Source organism: Dyella sp., from assembly GCF_035508675.1.
Taxonomy (GTDB): domain Bacteria; phylum Pseudomonadota; class Gammaproteobacteria; order Xanthomonadales; family Rhodanobacteraceae; genus Dyella_B.
Genome location: NZ_DATJMN010000324.1, coordinates 1 through 15,380, shown reverse-complemented (window position 1 = coordinate 15,380; position 15,380 = coordinate 1). Strand labels below are relative to the sequence as shown.

The following is a 15,380-nucleotide window of genomic DNA, read 5'->3' as shown; positions in this document are numbered from 1 at the left end:
TGCTGACGGCGCCGATCTGGGTGGCTTCCACCTTGCCGTTCTTGAACACCATCAGGGTGGGAATACCGCGCACGCCGAAGTTGAGGGGGGTCTTCTGGTTATGGTCGATGTTCAGTTTCACGATGCGCAGCTTGCCCTCGTAATCCTTGGCCAGATCCTCCAGCGCCGGCGCGATGGCCTTGCAGGGCCCGCACCATTCGGCCCAGAAATCGAGCAATACGGGGGTTTCGGAGTTCAGCACTTCGTGGTCGAAGGTGTCGTCGCTGATGTGGGTAATCAATTCGCTCACCGGGGTCTCCAGGGTCAAGGCGGGGTAGAAGTTAAGACCGCGTGCCGATCATCAGATACACTAGTGGAAGTGCCCATGGGGCGCGGGTCGATCCGGAAGGTGGAGTGAATGCCGTTGCGGCATGTATTCCATTGCAGCGTAAGTCGGGATGCGATTCAAGCGATTCAAGGGCACCCCAGCTAACCCGGCCGGTATAGGCGAGGCCGCTTTACGCGCTGCTTCACCTATGCCGGTGGGGTATAGCCCACGCTATCGGCGCCCGCTGCGCCGCATCCATCCACCTGTCCCAAGGTTTGCCAGACTGACTGAGGGACCGGGCTCAAGCGCCAGGTCGCTGCCCGTATTCAGACTCCCTATACATGTCCCAGACCGTACTCACTGAAACTTTCTTTACCCAATTCGATTTGCATCCGCTGCTACAGCAAGGCCTCGATGAGGCTGGCTTTGCACGCTGCACACCCATCCAGGCGCTGACGCTGCCGATGGCGCTCACCGGCCGCGACGTCGCCGGCCAGGCCCAGACCGGTACCGGCAAGACCTGCGCCTTCCTGGTGGCGATGATGAATCGCCTGCTCACCCAGCCGGCCGTGGCCGAGCGCAAGGATTCCGATCCGCGCGCACTGGTGATCGCCCCCACGCGCGAACTGGCGATCCAGATCGAGAAAGACGCCAAGAACGTCGGCCGCTACACCGGCCTGCGCACCGCGCTGATCTACGGCGGTGTCGATTACGACAAGCAGCGCCAACTGTTGAAGGATGGCTGCGACATCATCATCGCCACACCGGGCCGGCTGCTCGATTACTACAAGCAGAACGTATTCGGCTTCAACGGCGTGGAAGTGATGGTGATCGACGAAGCCGATCGCATGTTCGATCTTGGTTTCATCAAGGACGTGCGCTTCATCTTCCGCCGCCTGCCGGCGCGCGAGCAACGCCAGGTGCTGCTGTTCTCCGCCACGCTGTCGCACCGCGTGCTGGAGCTGGCCTATGAGCACATGCACAACGCCGAGAAGCTGGTGGTGGAGACCGACAACGTCACCGCCGATCGCGTGCGCCAGCAGGTGTACTTCCCGGCCAAGGAAGAAAAGATGCCCTTGCTGCTCAACCTGCTGGAGCGCACGCAGGCCGAGCGCAGCATCATCTTCGTCAACACCAAGGCTGCCGCCGAGCGCATCACCGACCGCGTCAAGCGCCAGGGATACCGTGTCGGCGCGTTGTCCGGCGACGTGCCGCAGCTCAAGCGCCAGAAGCTGCTGCAGCGCTTCCAGGATGGCCAGCTGGAGGTGCTTGTGTGCACCGACGTCGCCGCGCGCGGCCTGCACATTCCGGCGGTCAGCCACGTGTTCAACTACGACCTGCCACAGGATGCCGAAGACTACGTGCATCGCATCGGCCGCACCGCGCGCCTGGGCGCCGAGGGTGATGCGATCAGCTTCGCTTGCGATCTGTATGCGATGTCGCTGCCAGAGATCGAGGAATACATCGGCCAGAAAATTCCGGTGGCCAATCTCGAGCCGGAACTGCTGGTGATGCCGACACCGAAGCAGATCGATCCGCAATTCGCCGCCGAGGCCGCTGCGGACAGTGCGGAGTTTGGCGACAAGGTAAAGCCACGCGAGGACAGCAAGCCGGCGGGTTCGCGCCGTCGCCGCAGCGATGGACGTGGCGGCGAACGTTCCGGCTCGTCCACGCCGCGGCGCGAGGAGCGTCCGCGCAAGCCGCGTGAAGAGCGTCCTGCTGCCAAGGCCGCTGCACCTGCCACGCAGCCGGCCGCAACGGCTGCACAGGAAAGCGCAAGCGGCGAAGGCAAGCGACGCCGTCGGCGCGGCGGTCGCGGTCGTCGCCCTGCAGGTGCGGCCCCGGTCACGGAAGTGGCTGCCAACCAGGCGGCTACGCCAACGGCCAACCGTCCGTCGCGGCAAGTCGTGGCGCAAACGCCATCCGCCCCGCAGGCTGCGCCGCAGAAAGTGGGTTTGTTCCGTCGCATCGCGCGGCTGTTTACGGGGCGGGAATCGTAAGTGCCGATAGACGGGAATCGTCAATCGGGAATCGTCAATCGTAAGAGCGGTTCGTGGAGCGCTTGAGTTACGCGTTCGTAACCACGCTCTTTTCTTTTCCGATTCCACACTGTTCTCCGTTCCCTTTATCCTTGCCGCCAGGCAACCAGCGCAGGACAGGGAAACGCGTGATCCGCTTCGATCAAGTCAGCAAGCGTTACGAAGGGGGACACGAAGCCCTTTCGCAGCTCACGTTCGAAGTCGCCAAAGGCGAGATGGCGTTCGTCACCGGGCACTCCGGTGCCGGCAAGAGCACCTTGCTCAAGTTGCTGGCGCTGATCGAACGCCCGTCGCATGGGCATATCTCGCTGGATGGCCAGAACCTGGCCAAGATCGGCCGCAGCGGCATTCCCAAGCTGCGCCGCAGCCTTGGCATGGTGTTCCAGGACCATCGGCTGCTGATGGATCGCACGGTGTTCGCCAACGTCGAACTGCCATTGGTGATCGGCGGCATCGCGCCGTTGGAGCGTGGCCGACGCGTGCGTGCGGCGCTGGAGAAAGTGGGCCTGCTCGATTACGAACGGCAGCTGCCGGCGTCGCTGTCCACCGGCGAGCAGCAGCGCGTGGGCATTGCGCGTGCGATCGTCGCCAAGCCGGACGTGCTGATCGCCGATGAGCCGACCGGCAACCTCGATCCGCAGTTGGCAGTTGAAATCATGAGCCTGTTCGCCGAGTTCCAGCAGGTCGGTACGACCGTGCTGATCGCCAGCCATGATCTGCCGCTGATCAAGCGCATGAAGAAGCGTGTTGTCGTGCTCGATCATGGCCGGCTGGTCGCCGATGTAGCAGCGGAGGAAGTGCTATGAGCGCACCGGCCGACCCACAGGCGCCCGCACCGGCACCAGCGGCACGTAGCGAACGCAGCCATCGCCGTCCTTTCTCCAGCTGGCGCGAACATCACGGCTGGAGTGCCGGCGCGAGCCTGCGGCGGCTTGCTTCCAAGCCCGTCGGCAGCTTGCTCACGATTGCCGTGATGGGGCTGGCCCTGGCATTGCCGCTGGCGTTCTATCTGCTGCTATCGAACGTGCAATCGCTTGGCGATGCGCTGGGGCGCAACCAGGTCATCAACGTGTTCCTGAAGACCGACCAGGTCGCTGGCAATGCGCAGTTGCTGGCCAAGCAGATCGGGCAGCACGACGGCGTGGCGACTGTCACCGTGAAATCGCCGCAGCAGGGTCTGGACGAACTCAGCAAGATGCAGGGCTTTTCGGATGCCTTGCATGCGCTGGACGACAATCCGTTGCCGTTCGTGCTCGAAGTGCAGCCGCAAGCCGGGATTTCCGCCGAGGCGGCGAGCCGGCTGGTGGACGATCTGCGCGGCATGCAAGGCGTGGACCTAGTGCAGGATAGCGGCACCTGGCGGCAGCGTCTGGACGCGCTGCTGGGGGTGGGCAATCGCGCCGTGCTGATCCTGGCGGCGCTGTTCGCGCTGGCCGTGCTGCTGGTGGTGGGCAATACGGTGCGGGTGGATATCACTAGCCGCGCCGAAGAGATCGGCGTGCTGAAGCTGATCGGCGCCAGCCGTGCGTTCGTGCGTCGTCCCTACCTGTATGCAGGCATCTGGTATGGCCTATTCAGCGGCGTGCTGGCGGTGGTGCTGGCGCTGGCGATCGAATTTGCGCTGGTCGAACCGGCGGCCAGGCTCAGTCAGGTCTACGAAGGCAAGCTGCACGTGGCCGGCCTGCCGCCCTGGCTGCTGGTCGCCGTGCCGGCCGCCGCCGCGTTCCTGGGCTGGCTGGGCGCGCGCCTGGTCAGCGCCTGGCAGTTACGCAAGGCCGCCTGACGCCGCTCCGGCACCGGGTCGGCGAGCGGTGAAGCCGTTCGCACCGCTTCGCCCGCTTCTGGGTCACCATAGCGGCTCTTTCTCCGGGCCTGGATAGAATAGGCGTCCTACAGGTGCAGGGGGCGCCTGCCGAATGAACTGCATGGAAGCCATGCAAGGCCGGGATGGTGGGGATTCTTTGATGAGTGCAAGCATCAGCAGCCGTGATCTCAGCGCCGCGCCGCGTGTGCTGGTGGTGGACGGCTCCAAGGTGGTCCGCCAGTTGATCACACGCGTGCTGCAGAAGGAATTGCCGCAAGCGGAAGTGGTGGATTGCGGTACCGGCGCCGAAGCGCAGACGCTGCTCGATCGCGGCGTGTTCGATTTCATCACTGTCGCCTTGCGCCTGCCCGACATGGACGGGCTGGAACTGGCGCGCTACGTGCGCGAGTCGGCGCCGCAGATTTACGTACCGATCGTGGTGGTGTCCGGCGATGTCGACGATCGCCTGCATCGCCGTGCATTGGGCGAACACGTGACCGATTACTTCGACAAGTCGCTCGGCTTCCAGGCACTGGCGGAATTCATCCGCGGCTACGTGCGCCCGGAAAGTGCCGCCGAGGGTGTGGTGCTGTATGTGGAAGACAGCCGCGTGGTGGCGCTGGCCACGCGCCGCATGCTGGAAAAAATCGGCCTTACGGTGCGCCATGTGGTGAGCGTGGAGGATGCGCTCGCCGTGCTGGAAACCGAACGCGCGCAGGGCGTCGTCGGCGCGGATGTCGTGCTCACGGACGTGAGCCTCAAGGGTGAATTGACCGGTGGCGATCTGTTGCAGCGCATCCGCACCCAATTCGGTTACGGCAAGGGCAAGCTGCCGGTGCTGGTGATGACGGGTGATGAAAATCCCGACAACCAGGCCGCGCTGATTCGCGCTGGCGCCAACGACCTGGTGGAGAAGCCGGTCGAGGAAAGATTGCTGGTCACCAAGTTGCTGTTCCAGTTGCGCGTGGCGCAGCATCTGCGTGCACGCGAAAGCGTGTGATCTCTTAAGGCAACAGTGAATAAGTATCGGAAGGCCCGCAGGCTGCGCCGCGCGGCTTGGCAAGACGGCCAGTCTTCCCAGCGTCACGCGACACACCCTGCGAGCCTTCCAGACATCATGACGACGGCGATACTTATTCAGTGTTGCCTTATGATCCGTCGATGGCGATCGAACAACCCATCAGCCCGATGAGCGACGAGGAACGGATCAAGCTCGAGCCATCCTGGAAAAGCCGCATCGGCGATTACCTGCAGCGCCCGGAGATGCGTGCGCTGTCAGAATTCCTGCGTACTGAGAAACGCGCTGGCAAGGTGATCTATCCGCCGGGTCCGGAAATCTTCAACGCGTTCAGGCACACGCCGTTCGAGGCCGTGCGCGTGGTGATTCTGGGCCAAGACCCGTATCACGGACCCGGACAGGCGCATGGCCTTTGTTTCTCGGTGCGGCCGGGTGTGCCGCCGCCGCCGTCACTCGTGAACATCTTCAAGGAGATCGAGCGCGACCTCGGCATCCCGCCGCCCGATCATGGCTGCCTTACGCCCTGGGCGGATCGCGGCGTGCTGCTGCTGAACGCCGTGCTCACGGTGGAGCGCGGCCTGGCCGCCTCGCACCAGGGCAAGGGCTGGGAAGGGTTTACCGATGCCGCCATCGATGCTCTCAATCGCGAACGCGAGGGCATCGTCTTCATGCTGTGGGGCTCCTACGCCCAGCGGAAGGGCCAGCTCATCGACACCCGGCGCCACGCGGTGCTGAAGTCGGTGCATCCCTCGCCGTTGTCCGCGCATCGTGGCTTCCTAGGGTGCGGGCACTTTTCCGCCGCCAACCGCTACTTGCAGGCCAACGGGCAGGCGCCGATCGATTGGTCGCTGCCGCCGCGGGCCCAACTGGGCGAGGTCTAGACCTCTGGCCGCGCCAACCTCGCGCTAACCCGGTTCAAACCCGTCATTCACCGGCCACAGGTCATGCTTGAAGTTCGTTTTCCCGGCATCCACCCACATGGACAAGCCCGGGGTGGTTCATGTACTATACGGTACACAAAAGGCACCGGAACTCAGCGATGCCTTTAGCACTCCAAGTACCCGAGTGCTAAGCTCACCCCATCTTTCAGGAGGTTCCAACATGTCTCAAGCCTTGGTGACGGCCAATCTGCCGGTTCCCAGCCTCGTTGGCAGCCTGGACGCCTATATCTCGGCCGTGCACCGCATCCCGGTGCTCAGCCAGGAAGAAGAACAGGAATTGTCGCGCCGGTACCAGCAGGACAGTGACCTCGCCTCCGCCCGCAAGCTGGTGATGTCGCACCTGCGCTTCGTGGTGCACGTGGCGCGCGGCTACAACGGTTATGGCCTGCAGTTGTCCGACCTTATCCAGGAAGGCAACATCGGCCTGATGAAGGCGGTCAAGCGCTTCGATCCCGACCAGGGCGTGCGCCTGGTCAGTTTTGCGGTGCACTGGATCCGCGCCGAAATGCACGAGTTCATCCTGCGCAACTGGCGCATCGTGAAGGTGGCGACCACCAAGGCGCAGCGCAAGTTGTTCTTCAACCTGCGCAAGAGCAAGAAGCGCCTGGGCTGGATGAACGCCGAGGAAGTGCGCCTGGTCGCGAAAGACCTGGGCGTGCCCGAAGCCACCGTGCGCGAGATGGAATCGCGCCTGTCCGGCCGCGACATTGGCTTCGAAGCCCCGGCGGATGCCGAGGAAGACGCCAAGCCCGCACCGGAAGCGTTCCTGATCGACGAAGGCGCCGATCCGTACCAGAACGTGGCCGACGCTGACCAGAGCGACAACCAGCTCGAAACCCTGTCGAGTGCGCTGGAAAGGTTGGACGAGCGCTCGCGCGACATCATCCAGCGCCGCTGGCTCAACGAAGAAAAAGCCACGCTGCAGGATCTTGCCGATGAGTACGGCGTTTCCGCCGAACGCATCCGCCAGGTCGAAGCCAATGCCATGAAGAAGATGCGCGCGCTGTTCGCCGCCTGAAGCGACACTGACACGCCTGCACAAAACGGCCTCCCTCGCGGAGGCCTTTTTGTGTTTAAGTCCGCGTGGATTTCCCGCCTGGACAGTCAATGCCCTACATCCTGGTCATCGAAGACGACGAGATCACCGCACGCGAAATCGTGCTGGAGCTGGCCGCGCATGGCATCAGCGCCGATCGCGTGCACAATGGCCTGGAAGGCTTCCAGCGTGCATTGGAGCCACACTACGATGCGATCACGCTGGACCTGATGCTGCCCGGCATGGATGGCCTCACCCTGGTCAAGCAACTGCGCGAGCGTGGTATTACCACGCCCGTGTTGATGATCAGCGCACTCGGCGACGTGGACGAGCGTGTCCGTGGCCTGCGTGCCGGCGGCGATGACTACCTCACCAAACCGTTCGCACCGGATGAGATGGCCGCGCGCATCGAAGTGCTGCTGCGCCGGCACCGGCAAGAACACCCCGCGCAAACCAAATTGCGCGCGGCCGACCTGGAGTTGGACATGATCACGCGCACCGCTCGCCGCGGCGCGCGCGAGCTGACCCTGCTACCCACGGAATACCGGCTGCTGGAATTCCTCATGCGCTATCCCGGCCAAGTGCTGACGCGCGCCATGATCTTCGAAAGCGTGTGGGGCTTGCGCTTCGATCCAGGCACCAACCTGATCGACGTGCACATTGCGCGCTTGCGCCGCAAGGTCGACGGCGAAGGCGAGCCCGGATTGATCCGCACCGTACGCGGCTCTGGGTACCGTCTTGGCTAGCCCGGCCAAAAGCTGGTCGATCCACTGGCGCGCCACCACGTCGCGCCTGCTGCTCGCTTACGGCGTGTTCTTCGTGATCTGGGGCATGGTGCTACTGGGCTTCATCTATTGGGAAACCCGGCACTACCTGGAAAATCGTACCGATACGCAGCTTCGGCAGCAGGTGAACTACCTGCGCAGCCTTGACGAAGGTCAGATGCTGGTCGCGCTCAATGACTACGTCGTGCTCGAAGAGACCAACTACAACGCCTGGGGTTTGTTCGACGCCCACGGCAAGTGGCTGTATGGCGACATCCTGCAAATGCCGCCCGGCGTCAAGCCTAATGTCATGACCTTGCGCCTGCCCACCGAGCAGGTGGTAAGCGGTCCGTTTGCGCCAAAAACGGCGAAGCTCTCCGTGATTGCGACCCGCCTTGGCAACGGCCAGGTGCTGGTGCTTGCGCACACGACGCGTATCGCGGCCCAGGTGGGCAGCATCATCTGGCATGCGCTGTGGTGGGGATTGTCATTCACGTTGGTGCCTGGCCTGATCGGTGGCCTGATCCTCAATCGTGCGCCGCGGCGCCGCATACGTCAGATCGAGTCCGCCACGCGCCCGATCATGCAAGGCGATCTGCGCCAGCGCCTGCCTGTCAGCAACCGCGGGGACGAACTGGACCGGCTGGCCGCCATCGTCAACGACATGCTCGACCAGATCGAACGCCTGATGGGTGAAGTGAAAGGTGTGTGCGACAACATCGCGCACGATCTGCGCACACCGCTGACGCGCTTGCGCTCGCAGCTATATCGCGTCCAGCAACAGATGAGGGAAGACGACCCGCACACGGGGCTGATCGAGCAATGCGTCAGCGACATCGATGAAGTGCTGGCGCGCTTCCGCGCACTGTTGCGTATCTCCGAGCTGGAAGACCGGCGCCGGCGGGAGGGCTTCGTGGCGGTCGACCTGGGGCAAACGCTACAGCAGGTGTATGAGCTCTATGCGCCACTGGCCGAAGACCAATCCCTGCAGTTCGTGCTGGAGGCGGAGCCGAACCTGCTTGCCCAGGCCGATCCGGATCTGCTGTTTGAAGCCATCGGCAACCTGGTCAGCAACGCCATCAAGTTCACGCCGCCAGGCGGCCGCGTGATCCTGTGCGCCAAGCGCGACGCACCCGGCATGGCGCATATCGAGGTGGCAGACAGCGGCCCCGGCATTCCCGAGGCGCAGCGCCACGCGGTCTGGCAGCGCTTCTACCGCGGCGAGGGGGGTATCGATACGGCCGCGGGGCACGGCCTGGGCCTGAGCATCGTTGCGGCGATCGCCAGGCTGCATGATTTCGATTTGCGCATCGAAGGCGGGCAGGGCGGTACGCGCATGGTCATGGCTTGTCGTTGCTTTACAGCGTTATGACAGTTTTCATGAAATTTTTTTCATGCATGAAACAATCTTCATTCCCGCGAAAGGTGCTGCGTCGCAGCGATCCCGATAATAGGCGCCATCGTCAAAGCACGCTGGAAGCCATCGCATGTTGGGTCTGGTCCGCATCGCCCTCGCGCGCCCCTATACCTTCGTCGTCCTTGCCCTATTCATCCTGATCGTCGGTCCACTGGCGGCGCTGCGGACGCCTACCGATATCTTTCCGAACATCGGCATCCCGGTGATCAGCGTGGTGTGGAGCTACAACGGCCTGTCGCCCAGTGCGATGTCCGGCCGCGTGATCTACTACTACGAGCGCTCGCTCACCTCCACCGTCAGCGACATCGAGCATATCGAATCGCAATCGCTGCCCAGCATTGGCGTAGTGAAGATCTTCTTCCAGCCGGGCGTGGACGTGCGTACCGCCACCGCCCAGGTCACCTCGATCTCGCAGACCGTGCTCAAGCAGATGCCGCCCGGCATCACGCCACCACAGATCATCAATTACAACCCTTCCACGGTTCCGGTGCTGCAAATGGCGCTTTCCAGCACCAAGCTGGGCGAGCAGACGATCCGTGACCTGGCGCAAAACTTCCTGCGCCCCATGCTGATTTCCGTGCCCGGCACGGCCATTCCCACGCCGTATGGCGGCAAACAGCGCCAGGTGATGATCGATCTGGACCCGCAGGCGCTGGCCGCCAAGGGCCTGTCGGCCCAGGACGTCGGCAATGCACTGGCAGCGCAGAACCAGATCGTGCCGGTCGGCGATATCAAGATCGGTAGCGACGAATATACCGTCGAACTCAACGACAGTCCGACCGCCATCCAGGAACTCAACAACCTGCCGATCAAGACGGTCGATGGCGCCACCATCACCATTGGCCAGGTTGCCCACGTACGCGACGGTTCGCCCCCGCAAAATAACGTGGTGCGCGTGGATGGTCATCGCGCGGTGCTGATGCCCATCCTAAAGGGTGGCAAGGTCTCGACGCTGGATGTCGTGGCCGGCATCAAGAAACTGCTGCCGCTGGCGGAAGAGACGCTGCCTCCCTCATTGAAGGTGAAGCTGCTGGGCGATCAGTCGATCTTCGTGCGCAGCGCGATCGCGTCGGTCGCGCGCGAGGGCATCATCGCGGCCTTGCTGACTTCGGTGATGATCCTGGTGTTCCTCGGCAGCTGGCGCTCTACCGTGATCATTGCGGTGTCGATCCCGCTGGCCGTGCTGTCGGCCATTGCGCTGCTTGCCGTCTTCGGGCAAACCCTCAATGTGATGACGCTCGGCGGCCTGGCGCTCGCGGTGGGCATCCTGGTGGACGATGCCACCGTCACCATCGAGAACATCAATTGGCATCTGGAGCACGGCAAGGACGTGGAGACGGCGATCATGGACGGCGCCAGGCAGATCGTGACGCCGGCGTTCGTATCGCTGCTGTGCATCTGCATCGTGTTCGTGCCGATGTTCATGCTCAACGGTATCGCCGGCTTCCTGTTCCGGCCGATGGCGCTGGCGGTCATTTTCGCCATGGCATCGTCGTTCCTGCTTTCGCGCACGCTGGTTCCGACCATGGCGATGTACTTGTTGAAGCCACACGTGACGGAACGTGGCACAGGCGACCATCCGGAAGATCCGTACATCAATCACCACGAAGGTGACCAGCATCCTCCGTTGAAGCGCAGCGCGTTGCGTAGCGCCCTGGTGTCCTTCCAGCAGAATTTCGAGCATCGCTTCTCCAAGCTGCGCGATACGTATTACGGCACCCTGTCATTGGCCTTGGCGGCGCGCCGCCGTTTCGTGATCGGCTTTCTCGCCGTGGTACTGGTGTCGTTCGCGCTGGTGCCGTTCCTTGGGCGCGATTTCTTTCCCACTACCGATTCCGAAGCGATCGCCATCCACGTGCGCGCGCCGGTCGGCACGCGCATCGAGGACAGTGCCGCCGAGTTCGATCACGTGGAAGCCGCCATTCGCCGCGTCATTCCGCCGGATCAACTCGACAGCATCATCGACAACATCGGCCTGCCGCTCAGCGGCACCAACATGGTCTACAACAACAGCGGCACCATCGGTCCCCAGGATGGCGACATCCAGGTGCTGCTGAAGGAAGGGCACGCGCCGAGCGCGCAGTACGTCAAAACCTTGCGCGCCGTGCTGCCGCGTGAATTTCCCGGCACTACCTTCGCGTTCCTGCCCGCCGACATGGTCAGCCAGATCCTCAATTTCGGCGCACCTGCACCGCTGGACGTGAAGATTTCCGGGCGCAACAACGCGGCGAACGAAGCGTATGCCCTGCAGTTGCTGCGTAAGATGCGCGAGATCCCGGGTATCGCCGATGTACGCCTGCAGCAATCGACGGGCTCGCCACAGCTGAACGTGGATGTGGATCGCGTGCGCGCCGACGAACTGGGCATCACCGAGCGTGATGTCACCAACAGCATGGTGGCATCGCTGGCCGGCAGCCTGCAGGTGGCGCCGGTGTTCTGGCTCAATCCGCGCAACGGCGTGTCCTACGCCGTCGTCGCGCAGACACCGCAATACCGCATCGATTCGCTGTCTGAGTTGCAAAGCCTGCCGGTCACCTCGTCGGCCACGGGTGGGCAACAGATCCTTGGCGCGTTGGCGAGGATCAAGCGCACCGCCAGTCCGGCGGTGGTGACTCACTACAACATTGCGCCTTCGTTCGACATCTACGCCGCCGTGCAAGGGCGCGATCTGGGCGCGGTCTCCAGCGATATCCAGCACATCCTGAACATGGAGGCCAAGCACCGGCCCAGGGGCTCCATCGTGCAACTGCTTGGCCAGGTGACCGCCATGAATACGGCGTTCTCCGGCCTGCTGTTCGGCCTGCTCGGCGCCATCGTGCTGATCTACATGCTGATCGTGGTGAACTTCCAATCATGGCTGGACCCGTTCGTGATCATTACCGCGCTGCCTGCGGCATTGGCCGGTATCGTGTGGATACTGTTCATTACACACACCACGCTGTCGGTGCCGGCACTGACGGGCGCGATCATGTGCATGGGCGTTGCAACGGCCAACTCGATCCTGGTGGTGAGCTTCGCGCGCGAGCGCCTGGCCGAGCACGGCGATGCGGTCAAGGCAGCGCTGGAAGCAGGCTTCACGCGCTTCCGCCCCGTATGCATGACGGCGCTGGCGATGATCATCGGCATGCTGCCGATGGCGTTGGCGCACGAGCAGAACTCGCCGCTGGGCCGCGCGGTAATTGGCGGTCTGTTGTTCGCTACTTGCGCCACGCTGTTGTTCGTGCCCGTGGTTTTCAGCATGGTGCACGGCCGCGAGCAAGGCGCTACGGATTTGAACTCTGTTCCGGGAATTCCCCATGTCGCATAACCCCGCGCACGTCCAAGTTGTGCAGAAACCCCCGCGCCTGAAAGCGGTTGGCATCGGCGGCGCCGCACTCGCGCTGCTGGCTGTCGCGCTGGGTCTGGGCATCCGTTTCCACGAGCATCATGAGCTGGTGCAGTGGACCGATGCGCAGCTCATTCCCAGCGTTCGCATCGTGTCTGCGGCCGATCCTGCCAAGGAGCACACCATCACGTTGCCCGGCCACTTGCAGGCCTGGTACAGCGCCCCGATCCATGCGCGTGTCGGCGGCTACGTGAAAGCCTGGTACAAAGACATCGGCGACAAGGTGAAAGCAGGCGACGTGCTCGCCGTGATCGACACACCGGAACTCGATCAGCAACTGGAGCAGGCCAAGGCGGTGCTGGTCAAAGCGCAAGCCGATGCCAATCTTGCCAACATCACGTCCAGGCGCTGGCAGCATTTGCTCGGTTCCGATTCGGTCTCCAAGCAGGAGGCCGATGAAAAAGCCGGCGAGGCTGAGGCGGCGCAGGCCACCGTGTTGGCGGCGAAGGCCGATGTGGACCGATTGCAAGCGCTGGAAACGTTCAAGAAGATCGTGGCTCCGTTTGACGGCGTAGTCGTGGCGCGCCGCACGGACGTCGGCGATTTGATCACGGCCAACAACGAGAGCGGCCCGCAATTGTTTACCGTGGCCGACACCAGCCGCGTGCGGCTTTATGTGCCCGTGCCGGAGGTGGACGCCAATGCGATCAAGCCGGGCATGAAGGTGACGCTCAACGTGCCGGAACTGCCGGGACGCACGTTCCAGGCCACCTTGATCGGCAACTCCAACGCGATCAACCAAAGCTCCGGCAGCCTGCTCGCCCAATTCGTGGCGAATAACAGCGACGGTGCGCTCAAGCCAGGCGACTACGCCAACGTGCAACTGGGCCTGCAGGTGGATCCGCACATTGTCAGCGTGCCGTCCAGCGCGCTGATTTTCCGCGACCAAGGGGCAGAGGTGGCGGTGCTTGGGCCGGACAGCCGTGCCCATTTGCACAAGGTGCATATCGCCGTCGACATGGGCACCACCTTGCAGATCGACCAGGGGCTGAGCCTGGACGATCGCGTGATCGAGAATCCGCCTGATTCGTTGATGGACGGCGACAAGGTGCGCGTAGACACGGATAGCGACCAGCAGCTGGCTGCGAACGATGCGGGGAAACACGGTGAATCGGCACGCTAACCGCTTGATGGCCGCACTGGCTGCCGCGCTGCTGGGCGGCTGTTCGCTGGCGCCCGCTTACCACACGCCGACGCTGCCGCCGATGCCGGCGAGCTTCAAGGAAGGCGATACGGCCTGGAAAGTCGCCGCGCCCGCCGACGAAACGCCGCATGGAAACTGGTGGACGGTGTACGGCGACACCACCTTGAACCAGTTGGAAACCAAACTCGACGCCGACAACCCGAGCCTGGCGGCAGCTTTGGCTCGGTACGACGAAGCGCGCGCCTTCGAAAGCCAATTCAATGCAGGCTTGTTTCCGCATCTGGATGCGATTGCCGACCCGGAGCGTGCGCGCCAGTCGAACAACCGTCCCTTGCGCGGCAGCAACCAACCCAACGAATACGACAGCGACACGGTCGGCGTCGGCGCCAGTTACGACCTTGATCTGTGGGGGCGCATCCGTAACGAAGTCAGTGCGGGTCACGCGCTGGCGCAGGCCGCGCAAGCCGATCTCGCCTCGGCAAAGCTGAGTCTGGAAGCGCAGCTTGCCGGCGATTACGTGCGCCTGCGCGGCTACGACATCCAGGTACGCATTTTGCGGGACGCGTTGAAAGCCTATCAGCGCGCGCTCGTGCTCACGGAGAATCGTCATAACGGCGGCGTGGCTTCCGGCCTCGACGTGTCGCGCGCGCAGACGCAGCTTGAGGATGCGCAGGCCCAGGTGACCGACGTGCTGGCACAGCGCGCGCTGTCCGAGCACGCCATTGCGGCGTTGATCGGTGAGCCCGCGTCGAATTTCTCGATCGCGCAGGAACAGGACCAGCCCAAGGTGCCGGTGACGCCCGTCGGCATGCCCTCCACGCTGTTGGAGCGGCGCCCGGATATCGCCGCGGCAGAGCGCCGCGTGTTCGCCGCCAACGCCGGTATTGGTGTGGCGCGTGCGGCGTTCTTTCCCGATATCAGTCTGCAGGGCAGCTATGGGTTCCAGAACACCGGCATGGACAACCTGCTTGCCATCGGCAATCGCTTCTGGGCGCTGGGTCCGCTCGCCACACTGAATATCTTCGACGCCGGCCTGCGCCGCGCCCAGTTGCGCGAAGCGCACGCGCAATTCGCGCAAGCATCTGCGGAGTATCGCCAAACCGTGCTCGGTGCCTTCCGCGAGGTGGAGGACGATCTGGCGCTGCTGCAGCAATTGGGCCTTGAAGCAAGGCAGGAAGACCAAGCCTTCACCGCCGCGCAGCAGACCTTGAACATCGCCACCAACCGTTACCGCGAAGGCATCGTGAATTACCTGGATGTGGTCACCGCGCAGACGGCTGCCTTGTCGGCGCAGCGTAACGCAGAGGAGATTCGTACGCGGCGCTTGCAGGCCAGCGTGGATCTGATTCGTGCGATCGGCGGCGGATGGGCGCGTGATGTTTCGGGCATCGATGGCAATGCCACAGCGAAAACCCAGGCACCCTCATCCATGTAGATGCGTGACGTAGGCTGGGATGAATCCCACGGCGTAGGTTGGCGGTGAGGCGTAGCCGAACCCCAACGGTGCGAAGTGCATGGCGACGTT

The 15,380-nt window shown here is 63.4% G+C and carries 12 protein-coding genes; 11 read left to right on the top strand and 1 reads right to left on the bottom strand.

Annotated elements, in window-relative coordinates:
• A partial coding sequence (gene trxA / locus VMA74_RS17315; RefSeq protein ID WP_325369215.1) for a thioredoxin occupies positions 1–289 on the bottom strand: 289 nt, incomplete at its 3' end.
• A 359-nt stretch (positions 290–648) separates the two neighbouring features.
• Between trxA and VMA74_RS17310 the strand changes: the two genes are divergently transcribed.
• From VMA74_RS17310 to VMA74_RS17260, 11 genes are all read left to right on the top strand, one after another.
• On the top strand, positions 649–2,307 hold the full coding sequence (locus VMA74_RS17310) for a DEAD/DEAH box helicase (RefSeq protein ID WP_325369213.1): 1,659 nt from the start codon (positions 649–651) through the stop codon (positions 2,305–2,307).
• Between the two features lie 167 nt (positions 2,308–2,474).
• On the top strand, positions 2,475–3,152 hold the full coding sequence (gene ftsE / locus VMA74_RS17305; RefSeq protein WP_325369211.1) for a cell division ATP-binding protein FtsE: 678 nt from the start codon (positions 2,475–2,477) through the stop codon (positions 3,150–3,152).
• Entirely contained in the window at positions 3,149–4,129 is a 981-nt protein-coding gene (gene ftsX / locus VMA74_RS17300) for a permease-like cell division protein FtsX (RefSeq protein ID WP_325369209.1), read from the top strand. The genes ftsE and ftsX overlap by 4 nt, the downstream gene beginning before the upstream one ends.
• Positions 4,130–4,310: 181 nt before the next feature.
• A complete protein-coding gene (locus tag VMA74_RS17295) occupies positions 4,311–5,150 on the top strand; it encodes a response regulator (RefSeq protein WP_325369207.1) in 840 nt (279 codons plus the stop codon).
• A 188-nt stretch (positions 5,151–5,338) separates the two neighbouring features.
• The gene (gene ung / locus VMA74_RS17290) at positions 5,339–6,049 is read left to right on the top strand and encodes a uracil-DNA glycosylase (protein WP_325369217.1); all 711 of its coding nucleotides are present in this window, start codon (positions 5,339–5,341) and stop codon (positions 6,047–6,049) included.
• Positions 6,050–6,269: 220 nt separating this feature from the next.
• A complete protein-coding gene (rpoH, locus tag VMA74_RS17285) occupies positions 6,270–7,127 on the top strand; it encodes an RNA polymerase sigma factor RpoH (protein WP_325369205.1) in 858 nt (285 codons plus the stop codon).
• 89 nt (positions 7,128–7,216) lie between these two features.
• Positions 7,217–7,891: a response regulator transcription factor gene (locus VMA74_RS17280; protein ID WP_325369203.1), complete on the top strand. Its 675-nt coding sequence runs from the start codon at positions 7,217–7,219 to the stop codon at positions 7,889–7,891.
• Positions 7,884–9,281, top strand: coding sequence for a HAMP domain-containing sensor histidine kinase (locus VMA74_RS17275; RefSeq protein WP_325369201.1), 1,398 nt, complete (start codon positions 7,884–7,886; stop codon positions 9,279–9,281). Before VMA74_RS17280 ends, VMA74_RS17275 begins: the two co-directional genes overlap by 8 nt.
• 115 nt (positions 9,282–9,396) lie before the next feature.
• The gene (locus tag VMA74_RS17270) at positions 9,397–12,633 is read left to right on the top strand and encodes an efflux RND transporter permease subunit (RefSeq protein ID WP_325369199.1); all 3,237 of its coding nucleotides are present in this window, start codon (positions 9,397–9,399) and stop codon (positions 12,631–12,633) included.
• Positions 12,623–13,834 (top strand): efflux RND transporter periplasmic adaptor subunit, encoded by a 1,212-nt coding sequence (locus VMA74_RS17265; protein WP_325369198.1) that lies wholly within the window; start codon positions 12,623–12,625, stop codon positions 13,832–13,834. The genes VMA74_RS17270 and VMA74_RS17265 overlap by 11 nt, the downstream gene beginning before the upstream one ends.
• Positions 13,818–15,290, top strand: a complete 1,473-nt coding sequence (locus tag VMA74_RS17260) for an efflux transporter outer membrane subunit (protein WP_325369196.1) — start codon at positions 13,818–13,820, stop codon at positions 15,288–15,290. Before VMA74_RS17265 ends, VMA74_RS17260 begins: the two co-directional genes overlap by 17 nt.
• The last annotated feature ends 90 nt before the right edge of the window (positions 15,291–15,380 follow it).